Annotated in this window: 18 protein-coding genes; 11 read left to right on the top strand and 7 right to left on the bottom strand. The window is 44.5% G+C overall.

Annotated features, from left to right (window positions below):
- Window positions 1–306: 306 nt before the first annotated feature.
- From L5M17_RS21015 to L5M17_RS21000, 4 genes are all read right to left on the bottom strand, one after another.
- Complete coding sequence (locus L5M17_RS21015) at window positions 307–861, bottom strand: hypothetical protein (protein WP_147250498.1); 555 nt, start codon at window positions 859–861, stop codon at window positions 307–309.
- Window positions 862–1,444: 583 nt separating this feature from the next.
- On the bottom strand, window positions 1,445–2,404 hold the full coding sequence (locus L5M17_RS21010) for an HNH endonuclease signature motif containing protein (protein ID WP_263149031.1): 960 nt from the start codon (window positions 2,402–2,404) through the stop codon (window positions 1,445–1,447).
- A 121-nt stretch (window positions 2,405–2,525) separates the two neighbouring features.
- Window positions 2,526–2,783, bottom strand: coding sequence for a hypothetical protein (locus L5M17_RS21005; RefSeq protein WP_181800803.1), 258 nt, complete (start codon window positions 2,781–2,783; stop codon window positions 2,526–2,528).
- Between the two features lie 243 nt (window positions 2,784–3,026).
- Window positions 3,027–3,422, bottom strand: a complete 396-nt coding sequence (locus L5M17_RS21000) for a VOC family protein (protein WP_263149029.1) — start codon at window positions 3,420–3,422, stop codon at window positions 3,027–3,029.
- A gap of 185 nt (window positions 3,423–3,607) precedes the next feature.
- Here L5M17_RS21000 and L5M17_RS20995 point away from each other — a divergent pair, with 185 nt between their 5' ends.
- The 3 genes from L5M17_RS20995 to L5M17_RS20985 all read left to right on the top strand — a co-directional run bounded on the left by L5M17_RS20995 (window position 3,608) and on the right by L5M17_RS20985 (window position 7,087).
- Window positions 3,608–4,189, top strand: a complete 582-nt coding sequence (locus L5M17_RS20995) for a DUF502 domain-containing protein (protein WP_028760527.1) — start codon at window positions 3,608–3,610, stop codon at window positions 4,187–4,189.
- Window positions 4,190–4,587: 398 nt separating this feature from the next.
- The gene (locus L5M17_RS20990) at window positions 4,588–6,564 is read left to right on the top strand and encodes a BCCT family transporter (protein ID WP_105249669.1); all 1,977 of its coding nucleotides are present in this window, start codon (window positions 4,588–4,590) and stop codon (window positions 6,562–6,564) included.
- A 160-nt stretch (window positions 6,565–6,724) separates the two neighbouring features.
- Window positions 6,725–7,087 (top strand): YajD family HNH nuclease, encoded by a 363-nt coding sequence (locus tag L5M17_RS20985; protein WP_028760525.1) that lies wholly within the window; start codon window positions 6,725–6,727, stop codon window positions 7,085–7,087.
- 57 nt (window positions 7,088–7,144) lie between these two features.
- On the opposite strand, the gene L5M17_RS20980 is transcribed toward L5M17_RS20985, so the two are convergent.
- A complete protein-coding gene (locus L5M17_RS20980) occupies window positions 7,145–7,378 on the bottom strand; it encodes a DUF1289 domain-containing protein (protein WP_006085323.1) in 234 nt (77 codons plus the stop codon).
- Window positions 7,379–7,611: 233 nt separating this feature from the next.
- On the opposite strand from L5M17_RS20980, the gene L5M17_RS20975 reads away from it, so the two are divergent.
- From L5M17_RS20975 to oleD, 5 genes are all read left to right on the top strand, one after another.
- Window positions 7,612–8,961 carry an SAM-dependent methyltransferase gene (locus L5M17_RS20975; protein ID WP_263149028.1) on the top strand — a complete coding sequence of 450 codons (1,350 nt, stop codon included), beginning with the start codon at window positions 7,612–7,614 and terminating at the stop codon, window positions 8,959–8,961.
- Window positions 8,962–9,214: 253 nt separating this feature from the next.
- Window positions 9,215–10,264, top strand: coding sequence for a 3-oxoacyl-ACP synthase III (locus L5M17_RS20970; RefSeq protein WP_028760522.1), 1,050 nt, complete (start codon window positions 9,215–9,217; stop codon window positions 10,262–10,264).
- Between the two features lie 168 nt (window positions 10,265–10,432).
- Window positions 10,433–11,344, top strand: coding sequence for an alpha/beta fold hydrolase (locus tag L5M17_RS20965; RefSeq protein ID WP_168823602.1), 912 nt, complete (start codon window positions 10,433–10,435; stop codon window positions 11,342–11,344).
- On the top strand, window positions 11,344–13,188 hold the full coding sequence (gene oleC / locus L5M17_RS20960) for an olefin beta-lactone synthetase (RefSeq protein ID WP_263149025.1): 1,845 nt from the start codon (window positions 11,344–11,346) through the stop codon (window positions 13,186–13,188). Before L5M17_RS20965 ends, oleC begins: the two co-directional genes overlap by 1 nt.
- A 149-nt stretch (window positions 13,189–13,337) precedes the next feature.
- Window positions 13,338–14,483: a 2-alkyl-3-oxoalkanoate reductase gene (gene oleD / locus L5M17_RS20955; protein WP_263149023.1), complete on the top strand. Its 1,146-nt coding sequence runs from the start codon at window positions 13,338–13,340 to the stop codon at window positions 14,481–14,483.
- Window positions 14,484–14,522: 39 nt separating this feature from the next.
- Here oleD and L5M17_RS20950 read toward each other — a convergent pair whose 3' ends face one another.
- A complete protein-coding gene (locus L5M17_RS20950) occupies window positions 14,523–16,274 on the bottom strand; it encodes a GSCFA domain-containing protein (protein ID WP_263149022.1) in 1,752 nt (583 codons plus the stop codon).
- A gap of 329 nt (window positions 16,275–16,603) precedes the next feature.
- On the opposite strand from L5M17_RS20950, the gene L5M17_RS20945 reads away from it, so the two are divergent.
- Window positions 16,604–16,858 carry a DUF3624 domain-containing protein gene (locus L5M17_RS20945; RefSeq protein ID WP_263149020.1) on the top strand — a complete coding sequence of 85 codons (255 nt, stop codon included), beginning with the start codon at window positions 16,604–16,606 and terminating at the stop codon, window positions 16,856–16,858.
- Between the two features lie 25 nt (window positions 16,859–16,883).
- Here the strand turns inward: L5M17_RS20945 and L5M17_RS20940 are convergent, their stop codons facing one another.
- A complete protein-coding gene (locus L5M17_RS20940) occupies window positions 16,884–18,509 on the bottom strand; it encodes a peptide MFS transporter (RefSeq protein ID WP_263149019.1) in 1,626 nt (541 codons plus the stop codon).
- A 690-nt stretch (window positions 18,510–19,199) separates the two neighbouring features.
- On the opposite strand from L5M17_RS20940, the gene L5M17_RS20935 reads away from it, so the two are divergent.
- Together L5M17_RS20935 and L5M17_RS20930 are read left to right on the top strand one after the other, a co-directional pair.
- Entirely contained in the window at window positions 19,200–20,186 is a 987-nt protein-coding gene (locus L5M17_RS20935; RefSeq protein WP_131525740.1) for a TerC family protein, read from the top strand.
- 195 nt (window positions 20,187–20,381) lie between these two features.
- Complete coding sequence (locus L5M17_RS20930; protein ID WP_263149017.1) at window positions 20,382–21,920, top strand: hypothetical protein; 1,539 nt, start codon at window positions 20,382–20,384, stop codon at window positions 21,918–21,920.
- The last annotated feature ends 207 nt before the right edge of the window (window positions 21,921–22,127 follow it).

The following is a 22,127-nucleotide window of genomic DNA, read 5'->3' as shown; positions in this document are numbered from 1 at the left end:
CGCCATTTGACCCTCAATACCAAGAATACTTGGTGAAGAGAAAGTCCAAAAGGCTAGCTCGCAACTCTTGGAACGAACCTGCTCTGACTGCTTTATAAGTTGCTGGGTATCAAACGATGCTTTTGTGGAGGCTTGAGCCGTATGCAGTGAAAGTTGCACGTACGGTTCTTAGGGAGACGGCACTTGGTAACAAGTGTCGTCCACCCGACATTTCCGAGTTAGACTTTTAGCTCGAATTAGTGAATTTCGAATTAAAATTTCTATGGGTAACGCCAAAAGAACCGGCGGCACAGCCGTCTGGTTGCTTTACTTGCTAGCATGATCCAGCCTACGAAAGGTAAGTGACTCGCTGCTATCGAAGTGCATTGGAATAACAAGGTAAGCCAGTCCTGTCGATACTCTGTTTCTACCCAAAACTAAATTTTGGTCGCAGTCCTTGTACAAGAATAATTGTGTATCGTGCCAGCCGACTAACTCACTTAGTTGGGGCAAAACCGTTGAATGGGAATATAGGGGCACTACACCGTCTTCTAAGGATTGTATAGATTCTGGATTACCGGATTTTCTAAGAATACCTTGAGAATATCCTTCAGCCAAAACTTTCCCAGCAGAATCAATAGAAAGCGAGATACGGTCTATATCCTGATGCTCTTCCAGTATGAGATCCTCTAATTCGGGCCAAATAATCTGTGAGAGGTAAACTCTGAAATGATCCTGTGCATTAGTTGCTTCGTTGGAGTATGTGCCTTGAAGTGCAGATAACTCGCCTATCTTGCAAAATTTAATGTCCGAATTCGGCGAGTTGGATGCGCAGCCCGTCACCAACAGAAAGGTAAGAACAATAAGTGTGTAAGGTTTCATTATTGGCATGCTAACGTCTTAGCATTTATGCGCTGCGTTGTTTGCGGGACATAAATCGCTTGCTGGACTTGGCCGCTGCCACATCCATGTTGATTAGTAAAAATGATGCTATAGGAATTTGCTTTTTTGCGGTAGCGTTTTTTTTACAGTTTAGCGGATAATCACTTGATATCATTTTAGCTTTCTCATTCTTATACGCTCTCGCATGACTGATTATTGACCTTCATAGACAGCATAAAGGCCCCGCACTCAGGCTAACTCTCGTATCACATCCCCTCACTGGCTTGCGCCTATAAGGCAGGCTGCTTTTTGCTGTCGGTCATTCCGCTTCGTCTTGAGGGAGAGGCTATCCTGACAAACGTAGTGGCTGGTTTTTGAAAGTTCGGACGGGCATGACTTCTAGGTTGAAAGTAACCTCATCACATTAGCTTTTTTATAGCCACAACTTTATTCGCCCTACTTGCATTTTAGACTTTGAAACAAGCTTTGGGGCATATGTCGTCTAATGACGTTATGGCGATTCAAATCCCATCAAAAGAGTTGCTCGACGAGGCTTTGTAGTGTTAATACAGCTATCGTCCCATTAACTAAAAGGCTTGCCAAAACCCTTAATGCCCCAGATTAGGACATCATTGTAAACATCAGAAATGTATTGGTAGGTGGAAAGGTCTACAGAGAATATTTTGCCTTTGAAAGGAGTGTAATCACTGTTATCCAACTCTTTAGATAACAGCACTTTAATCCGTCCTTTCCCTTGGCTGTATTTTTGTTTGAGTGGTTTGAATACCATGAGTGGAGCTTTTCCGCTCGTTAATGCGTGGATATCGCAGCGCAATAACAAGCCGTTGTGTGGTTCAAATTGAAATCTATCTTGCTTATCCATATCGGCGTAACTTTTTATATGAGCCCCTTCGAGAACCTTACTAATATTGCAGCCAGTGACGACGCAGCGGCCACCATATTTTTGATGTAATGCCTTAGTGAAATCATGTTGCTCTTTAGTGTTCCGATTGAGACCAAAGTAAAAATCACCTTCAACAGCACCAGATTGGGCCTGCTGAGAGGGGCGTTCAATACCGACAAACTCGCACACATAGTTACACTGTTCACAGTATCCAAGGAATTGAAGTAACTTTGATAGTTCATCGTTGCTAGTGGCGCTATTGCCAAGTGCATTGACAGAAATTGTCTGCTTGAAAGTGAATTTAACCCCGAGCGCATTAGTAAGCGATTCCCATTCGGTTCTGTGTTGCTCATCAGTGCCGTTCAAGTGAAAATAAAAGTCCTGCTTAGCTTTTTTGATCGAAAATAGGGTTTTTCCGCGCTCCATGCCAAAACCGATAGATGGATTGCCTTTGTTCAGAGTGTAAGCTGCAAGCCCTTTAGTGAGTTGGTTGTCTCGGAGGGTGGACAGCAGTAGTTGCATGCCTTGACGCGCATTTTCATTCTCCCTGCTAACACTTAAATGTGTAAAAAAACCGCTCTGAGCAGACAATGATATCGATTTCTTGAGCGGATAGGATTTCTTTGGGGCAGCAGACATTAAGCATTGTCCTTAATGGAGTGACTTCGAAGTGTTGATCAATCTCTAGTACGGCTTAATTTATAACTTTGTAGCATTACTAAAATTAGGTCAATCAGTGTATATCACATCTAGCCTAAATTTATGATGCTGACTCGCAATGGGGCAATATCTTTTTAGCTAAACGAACAGCAGAAGTGTTAGTTAAGATTGGCATTGTTGCAACTGTGACCGTTGGCGGCATGGATGCCGTCGTCGAGCCCTCAGGGACGAGTTTATGGCGAGTCACAGGGGAAACAATGACAATGAATACTGCACAACTGACGATAAAATTATCTTGCTTTGGTGCAAATATCTTTTTAGCTAAACGAACAGCTGAAGGGTTAATGAGGATTGGCATTGTTGCACCAGTGACCTTCTAAAACATGGATATTTTATTAGAGCCCTTAGGGATGCTTCTTGTTAAATAAAGAGACGACGAGTCACTGGGGAAGTAATGACAATAAATGCCACTCAACTGTCGAGAGTGTTATCTCAAATGGGAGTGAACCAGTATAACGTCAACTGCAGTTCTGCTCGCTGCGTGCTCGCAGAACTGACAGATTACACTTTCTTAACTTCGCTTACCTTTGCCAAAATTCGCTTACCCAGTGCAGGCGGGCAGATATTCTGATAACTCAAGCAGGTTATAATCTGGGTCGCGGATATAGACAGAGTTTATCCGGCCTGTGGCGCCGGTTCGTAGCACTGGTCCTTCAATGATTTCAATCTGAAGTGCGTTTAAGTGGACGATCACTTCTTCTATATTGTGGCTGACCACAAAACACAGGTCGGCACTGCCGGGCGTGGCTGTTTCTGCTTTAGGTTCAAATTCTGCGCCCGCTTGGTGCAAGTTAATCTTTTGGTCGCCAAAACTTAACGCAATACGTTGATTGCCAAATACCACTTTTTTCATCCCGAGCACGGTTTGATAAAATTCGACACTGGCGGCGATGTCTTTTACGGTTAAGACCAAATGATCTAAGCGGGTTACGCGCATTTTACTTTCCTTAGAATGGCTCAGAGTGGGCTCTGAGTTTGAACGCTGTCTCTATGCTTGAGACTATTACTGCCAGATACCTTACATCATGTGCTGGTGCAAAAGTGACTCTGTGGTAGCATTTGTGGCGTTTTTTGCGTAAATATTTTATGCCTTCTGTATCCCTATGACTGAATGAGAGTGTGATGAAAAAAACCTTAGCCCGCGGCTTAATGAATCTATTACCTATGGCCTTGAGTTTGTGGCTGTTTTGGTCGTTGTTTGTATCGTTAGATGGTTTAGGAATTGTAATTTTAGAGTTGGTAGGGATAAACCAACACTTTGTCGGCGCGGGATTTATGCTGGTGGTGGCATTAGTTTTTGCCGTGGGCCTGCTGTTTTCGGTCAGCCCGATTGTGTGGCTTTATGGTTGGCTTGAGCGCCAGTTGATGCGTTTCCCATTGTTTAAATCGGTTTATGGCAGTATCCGTGATATCGCCTCTTTGATGAATCGTGATGGTAAGCCAACAAGCCAAAAGACAGTGTTAGTGAAACAGGCGAATGGCAGTTTTGTGGTGGGTTTTATTATGACGGATACGCCGCCACAGCCCTTGTTAGATGCGCTACCAGAGGGCGATTGGGTGCCTGTGTTGTTCCAATTGAGCTATCAAATGGCGGGCGTGACGAGCTTAGTTAAGCGGGATGATTTAATTATGGTTGATTGGTCGTTTGAGGAGGCGATGCGCTTCAATTTAACTGCAGGTATCTCGCAGTCACCGACTAAGTAATCCGATGAAGGTTTGTGCGTTTTAGCGTTTAAAATTAAATTTGATGATTTTTGTGGTATAATTTTTTGGCGACCAATATGGTCGCCATTTTTTATGCTGAATATTCTAGTAATATATTTGTTTTATGCTAAAGGTGGGTATTAGCTGCCTTAGTGGTGTTAATTCTGTTTATCCATCAATCATTGGCTTAAAAAAGTCGAGTGTTGTTAATCCCGTTGTTCAGATCCTGTCGCGTTTAGCCATAGCGAGTCGTTGCCATGATCTTTGGGATTTCCCCCATACTGGTCATAGATGAGCCACGCAGTATTAACCAAATTTTAAGTATAAGTTTTGTCCTATCTCGCCGTTGGTATGTTGAGATATTTGGAGTGTGAACCCGCTAGAAATAGGGAGAGTCAATGTCAATCAAGTCTAGTATTAATCCGCCGGTATTTTATTCGTCGGTCTTTTTCATCATCTTGATGGTGATGATTTGCGCAGTATGGCCCACAGAGGCAAACACCTTTTTTAGATCAATGCAGTCATGGATAGAAATGAAAGCCGGTTGGCTTTACATTCTAAGTGTGGCGTTTTTCCTGATTTTTATCATATTTGTCATGGTTAGTCGCTTCGGCGATATCAAACTAGGACCAGATCATTCAGTGCCAGACTACAGCTATAAAAGCTGGATCGCCATGTTGTTTTCGGCGGGTATGGGCATAGGTTTGATGTTTTTTGGGGTCGCTGAACCTGTGATGCACTATCTGGCGCCGCCGGATGCAACCCCAGAGAGTCTTATTGCCGCAAAAGAGGCAATGAAGATCACTTTCTTCCATTGGGGACTGCATGCTTGGGCGATTTACGCTGTGGTGGCATTGAGTCTGGCCTATTTCTCTTATCGACATAAGTTACCGTTATTGCCGCGAAGTGCGCTTTATCCCTTAATTGGTGAACGCATCTATGGTCCTATTGGCCATACAGTGGATACATTTGCTGTGCTTGGCACTATGTTTGGGGTGGCGACATCACTGGGCTTTGGGGTGTTGCAGGTCAATTCTGGGTTGAGTTATTTATTTGAAGGTTTACCTAATAATGCTGTGGTGCAGGTGTGCTTGATCATCGGCATTACCTTGCTCGCGACCTTGTCGGTATTTTCTGGCCTCGATAAAGGCGTGAAGCGCTTAAGCGAACTCAATCTGGGTCTCGCGATTATTTTATTGCTTATCGTCTTGATCCTTGGCCCTACGGTTATGCTGTTGCAGGCTTTTGTGCAGAATACCGGTAGTTACTTAAGTGATTTAGTGGGTAAAACCTTTAACTTGTACGCTTATGAACATAAGGAAGATTGGCTCGGAGGCTGGACCTTGCTCTATTGGGGTTGGTGGATTTCCTGGTCTCCTTTTGTCGGTACCTTTATTGCACGTGTAAGCCGCGGCCGTACCATCCGTGAGTTTTTGATTGGTGTGTTATTTGTGCCATCGGCGCTGACCTTTCTGTGGATGACGGTATTTGGTAATACGGCGATTGATTCGATTATGAATCACGGCGCGACCTATCTTGCCGAGGCGGTGAATACCGATGTATCAGTGGCCTTGTTTGTGTTTTTCGAGCACATGCCGTTTCCTACATTACTTTCTGGGATTGCGATTTGTTTAGTTGTTACTTTCTTTGTGACCTCGTCGGATTCGGGATCCTTAGTGATTGATAATCTAACCTCGGGTGGTGATAACAATGCCCCCGTATGGCAGAGGATCTTTTGGGCACTGTTGCAAGGGGTTGTGGCCTCGGTATTGTTGTTAGCGGGTGGGTTACAGGCGCTGCAAACGGCGGCTATTGCCAGTGCTATGCCGTTCTTAGTGGTGATGCTATTCATGTGTCTGGGCTTATTTAAAGCCCTGAAAAATGATTGGCTTAAGATTAATAGCGTGCAGTTACACAATACCAGTGTGCAATACGCCAAAACTAATATGAGCTGGGAAGAGCGTATTGGGGTTTTAGTCTCGCATCCTACCCATGAAGAAGCGCAAGTGTTCTTGAATAATGTGGCTACGCCCGCTTTATCTAAGGTGTGTCAACACTTTATGGCTAAAGGCATAGTGGCCGATCTTGAATACTTAGATGGCCGCGTGCGATTAGTGATCAGCAATGAGGTGAATTTACCCTTTGTTTACGGTGTACGAACGCGTTGTTTTGACATCACTAACCCAATAGGGACTGAAATCGAGCAAGGAAATACCTTGTATTACCGCGCCGAAGTGTACCTTGAACAAGGTGGTCAGCATTACGATGTGATGGGTTATACCGAAGAGCAAATCCTCGCGGATGTGGTGACTCAGTATGAAAAATACTTACACTATTTACATCTGTCGAATGCCGATCATGCCCATGTAAGCTAAGTAACGTAAGTTAACTAAGCCAGTAACGTAAATAGGCTTAGCCATTTACGTCTACAAATCGTGCACCATTAACCCGCAAAGTGCGGGAGATATTGCCCCAAGTGATAACTCGGATTATCCTTGGGGCAATTTTTTTAGGGTTTGTTTTAGGGATTACACTATGTCATCAGTGCCAGGCCAGAGTAAGTTAGATAAAGTATTAGCCGATGCGCGGGAGTACAAAGCTAAGCGTGAGAGCGGTTACCGTGAACAAGCGTTAAAACTCTATCCTTGGGTGTGTGGCCGCTGTACCCGCGAATTTACCCCAAAAAACTTAAGTGAACTGACTGTGCATCATAGGGATCATAACCACGATAACAACCCGTCAGACGGTTCAAACTGGGAATTATTATGTCTTTATTGCCATGACAACGAACATTCTCGCTTTGAAGAATTGATCCGCTACGGTAGCACCACAGAAACCAAGCAAGCGGCGGCGACCTACAATCCCTTTGCTGACTTAAAATCAATGCTGAAAAAATAGTCTTGTAGGCTGTTAGCAGGATGAGCTTGCGCAGAGGGTGGCGTTAGCAGGCGGCGTTTAGTCTTTGTCGGTTAAACGCGCTTCGGCAGCTAACCATTTATCACGACTTAAAATATGCTGGTTTTCACTGCCTTCAAATAAAGCTTTACGGGCGGGAAGTTGCTGACAAATGGCTGCCTGTTGTGCTTCGCTGCTCGTACGCCAACTGACAATTTCATCGATATGTCGAAAGCAGCCCATGCAGTAGTCTTCGTCATTTAAACCGCAGCGTGCGACGCAAGGTGAAAGCATGTGTGTCCTCTGGAGCCTTAAGGTTAGTTAACCGATGCTAGTTAATAGAAGCTAGTTAACCGAAGCCAGTTAATCAAAGTTCGTTAACCTATGCTCGCTAACGCGTGTATTCAGTTAACGATATGGTTGAGTGTTTAAAGGCCGCGATACTAACATTTTTTCGCATAAAGTCATCTTTAGGGCGCATTCCCTTGGCCTAAGGTGAGACAAGTATTTTTTACACTGGGCATGACGTGAACCAAGATAATCTGCAGCAACAATTCACTTACTCACAGCAATTTAGCAAGCTTAATCAGTTGCTTGAAAAGAGTGCTGCCCTGTGGCAAGTGCGTGCATTTGAAGTGAACTCTTTACCTTGGGCACAGGATTTTCCGCAGTTGGCCGAAGCTGTGTGGGCGCTGGCTGATGATGAGCTTGATGGACTCGATGCCGAGCAATCTTTACTGGTTAAGACGCTGTCACCGGCATTAAACCGCGATCTTAGGGCATTAGGCCAAGATTGGGACTTGTCATTACTTACCGCAGCCATTGCTGATATTACTATTACCGATACCACAAAGGTAGATAAAGCGCAGGACAGCGGTTTGTCCTTTGATGATGAGGCGCACTTTAGTGCTCACATTAAAGGCCGAAAATGGCAGCAAATTACCGCCTTTGTGCAGCATTTACCCCAGCTTAATTTACCCGTATTGGAATGGTGTGCAGGAAAAGGGCATTTGGGCCGCTTGATTGCTAAAGCTCGCGGCGCCGATGTGGTGAGCTTAGAGTGGCAGGCGCCGCTGTGTGAAGCAGGGCAGTCCTTTGCTGATAAGTGGCAGTTATCGCAGACTTTTATTTGCGCCGATGCCTTTGCTATTGGCGCTGAGCACAGGGCTATAGCCACTGTCGAAACACCAGTTGAACATCCCTCAGCAGCGAATCCGTTAACAACTCATCCCTTAACTGCTCAGCAGCAAGCAGTTGCTTTGCATGCCTGCGGAGATTTGCATGTTCGGCTGTTAACGCTGGCGGCCGAGGCGGGCACGCAGGCATTGGCGATTTCTCCCTGTTGCTATCATTTAATTCAAGCGAGCCATTATCAGCCGTTATCCATTCTTGCTCAGCAGAGCAGCCTAAAGCTCAGTCGCCATGATTTACAGTTACCGCTGCAGCAGAGTGTGATCGCTAATCCCAAGCAGCAAGCGCTACGCCATCAAGAAATTGCGTGGCGCTTAGGCTTTGATGCACTGCAACGTGAATGTCGACAAATCGACGAATATTTGCCTTTACCCTCGTTAAAACAGAGCCAGTTGAGCGGCAGTTTTACGGATTTTTGCCTGTGGGCAGCCGAGACTAAGGCCGTTAATCTTGCAAAAAACAGGGATTTTGAAGCTTGGCTTGACGTTGGGCGACAAAGACAACAATTAACTCGCCGTATTGATTTAGTCGCGCATTTATTCCGCAGCGCACTGGAGCAGTGGTTAATCTTAGATCGCGCTTGTTTTTTGCAGGAACAAGGATATGGTGTTTGCGTGGGTGAATTTTGTGCAAACAGCGTCACACCAAGAAATACGCTGATTTTAGCGCAAAAAATGGCGGTATAATTTTGCGCGTCTAAAAATATGCTGTACTGTGATGTTTTTTATGAATTATTTCTATATTAGCGCATTTAAGTTTAGTGATAGTTAATTCAGGGCCGTCGTGTTTGGAACCTGCGCTGTGAGACAAGTCTTACACTCAAGATGGTTTTTTATTGAATCATCGGGCTTTTCTTGTTCAAATGTCGCATTAATGACGAATAACAACTGAAAGCTGACCTGCTGGTCAGTCATTCTAGTGAGCGAATAAAACAGTTTCATGAAATATTCCCGCGTATTTATTAATAGCCTGGCCTATGAACTGGCGCCTGTTGTGGTTTCCAGTAGTGAGCTAGAGTCTCGTCTTGCTCCTTTGTATCAAAAGTTCCGTATTCCTATGGGACAGCTTGCCGCATTGACTGGGATTACCGAACGCCGCTGGTGGCCAAAAGGACATCAATTGTCCGACGGTGCGATTAAAGCTGCCCGTAAAGCCATGGTTGAAACTGGGATTGATGTCGCCGATTTAGGTGCGGTTGTCTATACCGGCGTGTGCCGCGATCAACATGAGCCCGCGACCGCGTGTCGTATTGCTGCCGAATTGGGTGTGTCAAAAGACACTGCGATTTACGATATCAGCAATGCTTGTCTTGGGGTGTTATCGGGTATTTTAGATATCGCGAACCGTATTGAGTTGGGTCAAATCAAGGCGGGTATGGTGGTGTCCTGTGAGTCGGCGCGGGATATTGTCGATGTCACTATCGATAACATGTTGGCCGATCCGACCATGCAGAATTTTGCCCAGTCACTGGCGACCTTAACCGGTGGTTCTGGTGCCGTGGCGGTGATTCTTACCGATGGCAGCTTGCCGCTGACAAATGTGCGTCAGCATCAATTGCTGGGTGCATCGCACTTATCGGCGCCTGAGCATCATCAGTTGTGTCAATGGGGTCTGCAGGAAGTGGGGCACAATCTGTACCGCGAGTTTATGCGTACCGATGCCGTTACCTTGCTTAAAGAAGGCGTTGAATTGGCGAAGCACACTTGGGAGCATTTCCTTGAGCAGCGTAATTGGCTGGTTGAGCAAGTGGACAAAGTGATTTGCCATCAAGTGGGTGCCTCAAACCGTAAGCAAGTGCTTAGCGCGTTAAATATTCCCCCCGAAAAAGAATTTCCTACGTATCAGCTGCTGGGCAATATGGGCACAGTGTCGTTACCTGTGACCGCTGCGATGGCGCACGATCAAGGCTTTTTACAAGCGGGCGATCAAGTGAGCTTTTTAGGCATAGGCAGTGGATTGAATTGCATGATGTTAGGTATTAAGTGGTAGGGTGCAGTGCACCTTTTCACGCCTTTGCTTGATGGCTGGCATACATTCGAGTCAACCCAGTAAGTCCATGATTCAGTTGATAGCTTAGTCTTTAGTTCTGTCGATAAGCTAAGCCAGCTGTACATAACCCGTTATTCGCTCTCATAAAGAATCAAGATAGGAAGCGTCATGTTAGACACTCTGTTGCCTTTTAAACGTCATTTTCTTAGCCGTAATGGCAACAAGCTACATTATATCAACGAGGGTCAAGGCGAGCCTGTGGTGATGGTTCACGGTAATCCTAGCTGGTCGTTTTACTACCGCAATCTTGTTAGCGCCTTAAAAGACACTCACCAATGCATAGTGCCGGATCATATCGGCTGTGGCCTGTCGGATAAGCCAGACGATAGTGGTTATGACTATACCCTTAAGAATCGTATCGACGATCTCGAAGCCCTGCTCGATAGCCTGAATGTGAAAGAAAATATTACCTTAGTCGTACACGACTGGGGCGGCATGATAGGTATGGGTTATGCGGCGCATTATCCTGAGCGCATTAAACGCCTAGTGATATTGAACACGGGCGCTTTCCATTTGCCCGAGACTAAACCATTCCCTTGGCCGCTGTGGATCTGTCGTAATACCCTGTTAGGCACTGTGTTGGTACGCGGTTTCAATGCCTTTTCGTCTATTGCTTCCTATGTGGGTGTTAAGCGTCAGCCGATGTCGAAATACATTCGCGAGGCGTATGTCGCGCCGTTTAACTCTTGGGCTAATCGCATTTCGACGCTGCGTTTTGTGCAGGATATTCCGCTGCGTGAAGGCGATAGAAATTATCAATTAGTCTCTGATATTGCTTCGAGTTTACCGCAGTTTGCCAAAGTGCCGACCCTGATTTGCTGGGGCCTCAAGGACTTTGTATTCGATAAGCACTTTTTAGCGAAATGGCGCCAACACATGCCCCATGCGACAGTGCATGAATTTGCCGATTGTGGTCACTACATTTTGGAAGATGCCAGCGATGAAGTGATTGCCCATATCAAAGGCTTTATGGCTGACGACCACGTAGAAGCGGCGCAGTCCGAACAGGCCGCAGGTTAATGTCGACCTTGCTTGAGACTGAAGTTGCTCCTTTAGTGACGCCGTTGGAAAAGTCACTTTTAAGTGGCACTTCTGCGTCAGCAACAATCAATGATGCCAATATTTGTCGTCATCTCAAGCAAGCCGCCCATGCCATTCCCCATCATCTTGCGGTAGCAGTACAAAGCGCTCAGGGCGCTTCTGTGGCGAATTTGCGTTACAGCGAGTTGGACTTTCTTAATCTAGACAGACAAAGCGATGCGATAGCCTTTGCGCTTAACGCCCATGGCATTGAGCGCGGCATGAAGGCTGTGCTTATGGTCACGCCGAGTTTGGATTTTTTTGCACTTACTTTTGCGCTGTTTAAAGCGGGGGTTATTCCTATCCTAGTTGATCCCGGCATGGGGATCCGCAATCTTAAACAGTGTTTTGCTGAAGCCGCGCCCGATGCCTTTATTGGTATTCCCAAGGCTCATATTGCTAGACGTCTATTTGGTTGGGGTAAGGGCAGTATTAAGTCATTACTCAATGTTGATGACGGCAAAACAGGCTTAGCGGCAAAGTTAATCCGTATCGGTACTGGTGCGATAAGTTTATCGACTCTGCTGCAAAGCACCTCAGTACAATCTTCTGCTCCAAAGTCTGAATATCCCATGGTGATGCTTAAATCTGATGAGATAGCGGCGATTTTATTTACCAGTGGCAGCACTGGCACGCCTAAGGGTGTGGTGTATAGCCATGGTATGTTTGAGGCACAAATTCAAGCGCTAAAAAACGATTATGGCATTTGCCATGGCGAGCGCGATTTAGCCACTTTTCCGCTGTTTTCACTCTTTGGTCCCGCACTTGGCATGGCGTCTATCGTTCCAGAAATGGATGCCAGCAAACCTATTACTGCTAATCCTGAATTTCTATTTGCCGCGATTGAGAAATATCAATGCAGTAATATTTTTGTTAATCCCGCTTTGCTCGAACGTTTAGGCCGCGCGGGGGAACAAAAACAGCATAAACTGCCCAGCGTACAGCGGGTGATTTCCGCGGGTGCGCCAGCCACCATTGCCTCCATCGCCCGTTTTAGTAAGATGCTGAGCCAAGGTGTGCCGATTTTAAATTCCTACGGCGCAACCGAATCTTTGCCTATTAGTATGATTGCTAGCGATGCGTTATTTGCCACGACTGACACCACAGATAACGGCGGTGGTATCTGTGTCGGTCGCGCTATCGATGGCGTGACGATTCGCATTATTGCTATCAGCGAAGAGGTTATTCCCGAGTGGGATGATGCCTTACAGCTGAATAACGGTGAAATCGGCGAGATAGTCGTGCAGGGGCCTATGGTGAGTCAGTCCTATTATCTAAACAATAGTCAGCACGCTAGCCAAAACGAAAGCCAAGGCAAACGCGCGACTGCGGCGGCCAAGATTTGGGACTCGTCAACCAATACCGTTAGACACCGCATGGGCGATTTGGGGTACCTTGATGATCAAGGTCTTCTGTGGATGTGTGGTCGTAAGGCCCACAGAGTCGACGCCACTCTTAACGGATTGTTTGTTAAACGTTATTATTCCATTCCCTGCGAGCGCATTTTTAATACGCATCCCAATGTGAAGCGTTCCGCTTTAGTGGGAGTGAAAGTGGCGAACGAGATAGAGCCGTTAATTTGTATCGAACTCGACCAGTCATTGGTGTGCAATAAGAGTCAGCAGTTGTACCAAGATTTGATCGCCATCGCCGAGCAATTTACGCAGACTCAGGGCATAAGGCGGTTTCTTATCCATCCTGATTTCCCTGTGGATGTGCGACATAATGCCAAGATTTTTAGAGAAAAATTAGCCGTTTGGGCACAATCACAAACGAAAGGTTGATTTGAAACTCCACGGTTTTTTCCTGCATTTTTTACGTTATATTCTGTGTTTATTTGAACAAACTCGCTTATTTTTAAGCCCTTGTGCTTATTTTAAACTTATTACACCGACTTTAAGTTCATGTAAATGTGCTGAAATGGATACCCTTAATGACGAAAGACCCAATCAAGAGCACGACGCTTGCCCAATTTGATGCGGCTGAACAAACGGCACTTGCGCAGCTCGCGCTTAAGGTGCAACACGCCTTTGTCACGGGGGCGGGGGGATTTTTAGGTAAAGCGATTTGCCTGAGATTGTTAGCCGCTGGCATTAAGGTCACAGGTTTTGCGCGTGGGCATTATCCCGAACTTGAAGCGCTGGGCGTAGTCATGCTGCAAGGGGATTTAGTCAATAAAGATCTGCTGCAACAGGCGATGCAAGGCTGCGATATCGTATTCCATGTGGCGTCTAAAGCGGGTGTTTGGGGTGACAGAGACAGCTATTTTTGTCCGAATGTGAAGGGCGCTGCCAATGTGATTGCCGCTTGTAAGGCATTAAAAATAGATAAGTTAGTTTACACCAGTACCCCGAGTGTGACCTTTGCAGGGCAGGATGAATCGGGTATTGATGAGTCTACTCCCTATGCTACAAGATTCCTGAATCATTATGCCCACTCTAAAGCCATCGCTGAAAAGATGATGCTCGATGCCAATCAAGTGGGTGACATGCCACTTGAAAATCCTAGTGTGACTCAAGTATCTAGCCAAGTGACGACTCAAGCCACTGGACCCTATGCGTTAAAAACCGTCGCACTCAGGCCGCATCTGATATGGGGGCCTGGCGATCCCCATCTAGTGCCACGGGTATTGTCGCGCGGGCGTTTAGGTAAGCTTAAACTGGTTGGCCGCGAAGATAAGCTGGTTGATACCATCTACATAGACAACGCCGCCTATGCCCATGTGCTGGCGGCACTGGAACTTTGCCAAGCAAAGCCTAAGTGTCAAGGGAAAGCTTATTTTCTGAGTAATGATGAACCCATCACTATGGCCGAGATGATCAATCTGATTTTGGCCTGCGATGCTTTACCGCCAGTGACTAAGCGTGTGCCTCAATCTGTGGCCTATGTAGCAGGCGCAGTATTAGAAAGTGTACATTACCTCCTAAAGAAGCAAGAAGAGCCCATGATGACGCGTTTTGTCGCACGGCAGTTATCCTGCAGCCATTATTTTGATATCAGCGCAGCTAAACGAGATTTAGGTTATCGTGCGCTCGTCTCTATTAATCAAGGGATGGCAAGGCTTAAAGCTTCTCTTTGAGGAAATGAGGACTCAATGAGGCCTCATTCCAAGCAATTTTTAGGTATTTTCAGATACGATGGGCAATAATTTATTTGCTAGCCATGTGTAATACATTGAGTTGCCATGGATCCAATCATGTTGGCCGTCTGGATAACAAATATCTGAGGCGTATGCCATAGGAGTGTCAATTTCTTCATCGAAGGTTTTTGCCGCATTAAAAAACAAAATATTCAGCTGTGAGCAAATGTATTCAAGCGCGTCAAAATAAGAATAGACAAGCCACGTCATTGACTGTGATTCTTTGAAGTAACGGCAGAAAGGTGGATCAGAAACAACGATGACAGTATGTCCTCTTTCTTTCATCGTTAATAATATAGACAGTTGTTTTGATTGGTCCTCATGGAAGAAATCAACATAATTCTTCAAGGTAATATCTTTAATGTCAGCATCTTTTTGTTTTTGTAGCCATGTAAAAAAACGAGCAACAGTCTGATGTGTTTGTAGGCCAATATTGGAAATAATCACAGATTTTTTTTCAAACTTAGATTGCTCGTGAGCCTGTAAATTTTTCAATATTGGTGCGAAAAGTTGACGTGATGCGGCGTTTTCAAGTGGTACGAAATATTCTGTTTCGCATATTGAAAATTTGCCTTGGGCAAATCCTGAGCCGTTCATTACCATGCCACCCATAAACGGGATTTCCATTTCCTTTAGTGCTTTTGCTAACTTACCCATATGGCTATCACCGAGTAATGTTAGTTGGCTCACAGTGGTGTCATTTGAATGATGTAATAATTTGTTCAACGCGTCTAAACGTTCTTCATCACAAACCGTTTCTTGGTGATTTTTCTCACCGTTATTTTGTGCTTTGGTGATTTTATTGTCAGAAAATGCCGATTTGAAGTGGCTCATTACATACTCAATAGCTTTATTTGAGACCGTTCTTCTATTCTCATTGAATCTAAAATCATTGACATTATTGACTGTGATAATTTCAAATGATGGGAAATAGTCAAATACTTCATCATTATCCGCTAAATAACCCGCGACAGCGCGTAGAACAGACTTCGAATATTGGCTGGCAACAAGGATATGTTTATCTGATGCGGTTGCTGTAAGAGGGACTGGGGATACGGTTAAGATCACTTTTATCTGTGGGTTGATACCTTGAATGATGTCTTTTATAAGCAATAAATCAGATTTAATTTCATTGTAATTAAACTGATGGAAAGTAAATATTGCATCATTGAACTCACCGGCAATAACCCCAGGACAATTTGGGTAGAAAACATCATCAATATCTTTCCAGGCCTCTGTTAAACCTAGGGTAAAAATAAGTACATTTGTTGCTCTTAGCGTAGCTAATAGCTCGTTTTTTGCAGATATCCGAGCCTCGCGTAACGCTTCTTCTGAGCTAAACCCATCAGGGTGTACATTGGGTCTCAATAGATCGATATAGCGTTCTGCATTCTTGTCATAAAAAATATCAAATCTGTGGGAATGAGCAGGATCTAAGGTTAACCATTGAAGAAAGCATCTAGGGGTATACACATTGCCAAAGGCAAAGCTGGATATTTGTCGACTGTCGAGTTTGCTGCGATTAAATGGATAATTATTATCGATCATCCATTTTCCCACATGTTGAGCAAAGCATGAACCAACAGATGAAATGCTGCTATTGTCTTTTGATATGAGCAAATTATGAATTGATTGAAAAGGCACTTTGCCTAAATCAATTTCCGCAACGCCAGTTTTCCAAAAATATTGTTCTGCTTGTTCACTGTAAGGAGTAAGAAACTGTGTGTTCATGATTAAATTCCATTTTAATGAGTTTTATATAAATAACTGGAAATGATAAAAGCAAACAAAAGCATGAATAAGATGCTAAAAAGTGATCGGTGCGTTACGAAATGGTTAGTATGCCAATGGCTGTCAACCTGAATACTGATTTACTAAATGAATGATTCTAAATTAGTTATTAACTCATTACATGTATACTTGACCACAATAGATTTAAATTTATTTAACACCCTATAGATTCATACTTTAGGTTTACGCTAGTGTATATAAAATGAACTTGTTCAAGTCTATTTTATTAGCTGTATTTAATAATAAATCTAATTTTAAAAAGGTATCGTATGGGCTGTAGGGATTGTAATTATACAGATTTAAACTGGGCAATTTTCAGGCAAAAGATTGGTCGCTGCAAACGCTGTATGTGGCAGCTTACGGCTTTATCGGCAATCGGCTGGCCGCTGTGGTGGTGGCTTTATCGTGATGCGCCTAGGGATGTAGACTCGATTGCATTACTGTTTTTCTGCGCGGCTTTTACGGGGTTACTTGCTTTGCACCTTATCGTCTTGGCTTACCGTCGCCTCAGAGGGCGAAAGTAAGCCAACCGACTTTCTGTTTGTGTGCTTAAACTGAGTGAGTCGCCATTTTCTCGTGCATCATTTTTTTCATTAATGGCGCAAGGGCAAAGAAGACTAATGCCATCACCACGCCAATTTGCGCCGAGAAGATAAACAGTTGCTCGTATAGCGCCATCGCACTCGGTACGTCACTTATCACGCCGCCTTGGGTATCAATCGCGGCGAGTTTGTTTAATTCGGCGGCTAAGATTTCAGAGTATGAAGTGCCGAGGAACCAAGCACCCATCATCAGGCTGACTACGCGTTTGACCGAAAGCTGAGTCACGGCAGATAAGCCTATGGGCGACAACAATAACTCCCCGATTTCTAATACAAAATAAGCCGCGACTAAGAACCAAATACTCACTAAGCCACTGCTTAGCGGCATCTGGATCCCGAGCACAAGCACCATAAAGGATAAACCCGCGAACAAAATACCGAGTGCGGTTTTAACCGGTTTACTCGGGTCACAATTTTTACGGGCGAGAGCAGGCCACAGCCAAGCGAAGATAGGCGACAAACTGATCACAAAGAAGGCACCGAGGAAGGTTAGCTGTCCCGCACTCCATTCGAGGCCGAGCATGTTACGGTCCATCACACGGTCCGAAAATGCTACCCAAGAGCCATAGGTCTGCTCATATAAACCAAAGAAGACCAAACCCGCAACGATGAAAAGCAGCAAAGCCGACATCTGTTGACGTTCAATCGGATTACAATGTTTCACCATGAACCAGCCAATACCAAGGGCAAGCACTAGTGATACTGAGTGCAAGAACCAAATCACTGGGCTCACAGCGGGTAATAAACTGCTAATCGAAAGTACGAGGGAGTGGGTTTGAATCAACCCCCAGACTATGATTACGCTGCCAATTGCGCTTAAGTAAATCCATTGTTCTGTCGTTATGCCAGCGGTTTTCTTTAAAATCCGCGCAGGATCTCTGGGTTCGGCGAAGCCTTGCAGATGTTTTTTGCCACGAATAAACACCAACAAACCTGCTAACATCCCTAAACCTGCCAAACCAAAACCGTACTTCCAGCCATAGGTTTCACCTAAATAAGCGCAAATTAGCGGGGCTAAGGTGGCGCCTAAGTTGATGCCCGCGTAGAAAATGGTAAAACCAGAATCTCGCTTAGCGGATGATTTAGGATAAAGCTGACCGACTATGGTGGAAATATTGGGTTTTAAAAAGCCCACACCGACAATGATTAAGGCAAGAGATAAATAGAATACTTGCAGCGCTTGTTCATCCCGTTGAACTTCACCTGCAACGATAACCGCTTGATGGCCTTCAAAGGCCATACCTAAGTGGCCGAGCACTAATAAAATACCGCCAAAGATCACCGCTTTACGCATGCCCAGATAGCGGTCGGCCAATAAGCCACCCACTACGGGCATGGCATACACTAAGGCACCATAGGCGCCAATCACGTTGTAACCAAATTCATCGGTAAATAGATGATATTTAATCAGGTAAAGAAACAGTAATGCTTTCATACCGTAGAAAGAGAAGCGTTCCCACATTTCGGTAAAAAAGCAGACAAATAAGCCCTTAGGATGCCCAAATAGCATTTCAGCAGGGGGCGAGCCTTGTGGGCCCTGCATTGCGTGCAGCGGGTTTTGTTCTATTGACACTTAAGACTCCCATTGCTGGCACTTTATGCGCCGAGCAGCTAATGATTCATTTTATCGTAATGAATTTTATTAATTATTTTTCATTATTTGTGATTATCGCGGCGCTTTTGATCGCTAAAAGACGGCGCTGTTGCAGCAGTTAATCACACTCGGATGATATGGAACAGCCAAGGGTCTTGAAAGTGATGAATATTTTGTATAACTAACATTTTTAGCCGTTCTTTAAGGCTCGCTATAGCAATACTAAGCGGTTAAATTAATTCATTTTCAGTTAAGAAATGAGTGCTAAATAGTGGCCATAATTCAACGGTGGCAGTTTTATCCTAGCGGCTTTAGCCTTGATTTAGCTGTAGTTCGTCGTTTAATGGATGGTGTAAGTTTTATGATTGATAGCAATTTTGCATTATTGGTAGAGCATCTACGCGCTTGTTCGAGGCTGCTATCTAAATGAATGTCACAAATGGGTGGGTTAGATGATTTTCTTAGGGAAGCGCTGTGACTGGGAAGTACACTTATTCGAAGTGTAAGTATAAATAAGCACCATAATCATATTGATTATAAAAGAATTTTAATCTTGATAGTTGCATTTTTCATATAAGATTTCACAGTTTATATTTCTACAATGAGTTAATGTCTATCTGCTCAACTTTACTGATTTAGATCAGTCGTTATGTGTTACTAAGGAGACTTATGGAGTTTTTTACCACCCTATTTGTGGGTTACCCGCTTTGGGTTTGGTTAATGTTTTTCGGTTTTGTGCTGGCGTTATTAGCTTTTGACCTTGGCGTATTGCACAAGGAGCAGCATGAAATTACCGTGGCTGAAAGTTTAAAGCTTTCAGCCTTTTATATCTGTATGGGCTTATTGTTTGGGGCCTGGCTCTGGTGGTACAAGGGTTCAACCGCCGGTATGGAATACCTAACGGGCTATCTGATTGAAAAATCACTGTCTATGGATAACGTATTTGTTATCGCGTTAATCTTCAGTAGCTTAGGTATCCCACGTTTATACCAACATAGAGTGCTCTTCTGGGGCATTATGGGCGTAATAGTGTTGCGCGCCATTATGATCGGTCTTGGTGCTGTGCTTGTTGCCCAGTATCAAGGTGTACTTGTGTTATTTGGACTCTTCTTGATTTTCACTGGCGTGAAAATGCTCTTCTCAAACGATGAGCACGGTGATATCCAAGACAATAAGTTTTATAAATGGTTACGCACTAAGATGCGTTTTACGCCAACGCTGCATAAAGAAAAATTCTGGGTACGTGGCGAAGATCATCAGTTAACAAAAGGATGGTGGGCGACGCCGTTATTCTTGGCGTTGATCTTAGTGGAAACCGCGGATTTGGTGTTTGCAGTCGACAGTATTCCAGCTATTTTTGCGATTACCCAAGATCCTTTCATCGTTTATACCTCGAATATCTTCGCGATTCTGGGGCTACGTGCTTTGTATTTTGCGTTGGCTGCTATGGTGCACCGTTTCGAATACCTTAAATATGCGCTGTCAGTGGTATTAGTATTTATTGGGGTGAAAGTGGGTTTAGTGTATTTCAATCACGAGGGAATAGTGGACTTTACTATCCCAACAGCAGTGTCCCTTGGTGTGACTTTTGGTCTGTTAGTCTTAGGTGTCTTGTATTCGCTGTGGAAGACGCGTGGGCAAGAAGTTGAGAAATAGCTTGGACGGCTAGTCCAATAAGCAATATGTTTCGGCCGTTTAGTCATGCTAAACGGCCTTTTTTATATCCTTAATATGTGAATCGTTAAGCTTTACAGAAGATGTTAAAAATTAGTCTATGCTTAATTCGAGCCGTTGTTAGTTTTGGGCTCACAAAGGGAGTTTTTAGGACTAATACTCTTCAAGGACGATATTATGAAACTCAACATTACCGCCATACTTCTGCTCACCGTTTGTTCATTGACAGCAGTCAACGTAAAAGCTGCAGATAAACAATCGACGAACATTACATCTAATGCAAACTCAACCTGTACTGGAGCCTATCCAAGTTACTTCCAAGATCCTACTTTTGCAAAAACAGGCATGTGGGACAATCAAGTCATTATCAACCAAGCTTATTCGGGCTGGAAGGGGCCTATTTTTAGCCTCAGTGATGCTTATTCGAGTGCTAAACCAGATAGCGCTGCACCTTGGCTTAAATTCAATCCCTTCGATAAAAATCTGAGTGAAAGTGATAAAAATACCCAAGCTGAGCAATACCTCTGGGCTGTGATGAAGTACATCCAAGAGGGAAACATCGACAAAGGCGATGTCAGTAAAGACTGGGATCTGTGTAATAACAAGGTGCGCTCTTGGTACCATATTCCCTATCAGACCTATGATCCCATGAGTGGGCGGGAATTTATCCATGGCTTGACCCGAGAAGCCCCCGTTACTATGGAGATAAAAGGCCAAGGCTCCCTTAAAACCACTATGTGGGCGGTGGGTTTTTATAATCCTCAGGCGGCAAACAGCATTGGCAAGGTATGGACGGGGGCACCATCACCTGTGATGCCCCAGCAAAATTTTGCATTTAATGAAGGCAGTGTGATTGGCAAGTTACTGTTTACTACTGCAACGCCTAATAACTATCCTTTCCTTGAAAATGTACCTGTTTGGCAAGCCAATATCAGTGCCAGTGATTTCTGTGTATGTAAAAACGCTGATGGCAGTGCCTGTAGTTTCCAACAGGAAACAGAGCAATGCCCGCGCTCTGTCGCCGATGTGTACTTGTTGCAGTTTGATATTGCAGTGCGCGACAGCCGTTCACCCGTGGGCTGGGCCTATGGCACTTTTGTCGCCGATGGTCAGTTTAAAGCGAAAGAGAAAAATCCTTGGGATCGTATCTCACCTCTGGGATTAATGTGGGGGAATGACACGCCGCCAGCAACAGTGGGAGCGGCAGCATTCCCTCAAAACCCAATCACAGGGCTTAAGGATAGCGCCGTATTTCAAGAGGTCGTTGGCCGTTTGAATGAGCACACCAATGCGGGACACTTAGGGTGTAATGGGCGTTTAAATGGCCCTGCGGATAATGCATTAAGTAGCTGTTTATCTTGTCATCAAACTGCTTCTGTTCCCGATAGTACCAATAATACACCAGCAATCCTGTACCAATTTGCCTCGTATCAAGAGCCGGGCAGTGGTCAATGTTTAACATCGCCCAGCGCCCTCGATTTATCGATTGACCAAGTGTATTTCAAAACCTTTATGTGTTCTGCGTCCTTCGTTGGACCCAGTAACATAGTCCCTGCACCTAAATATACTCAAGGGCAAAAACAGTGGATTTCTACTGATTTTTCATTGCAGCTTAGTATTAGTCTCACCCAGTGGCAAGAATGGCAACAAGACCAAGATAACCTGAAAAAGAATATCAAAGTACGTGTATTTGATGGCACTTTACCCTCGCGCTAATGTTGGCGTTTATGTAACTAATTGTATTTAGTACGCCATATTTTAATTCGTGGCATATTTTTACTTTTATATTGTATTTCAATAGCAAGGGACTCAAATAGAGTCCCTTTTGCTATTTTAGGAATTAAGAATATGTAGTTTGTTTTGCTGGCTAGCATTCTGTAAGTACATGAATATCTTGATAACTACTGTAAAGGTTAATTTTAT

This window comes from Shewanella sp. SW24 (assembly GCF_025653395.1).
GTDB classification, from domain to species: Bacteria; Pseudomonadota; Gammaproteobacteria; order Enterobacterales; family Shewanellaceae; genus Shewanella; species Shewanella oncorhynchi.
This window is presented reverse-complemented; position numbering and strand designations above follow the sequence as displayed.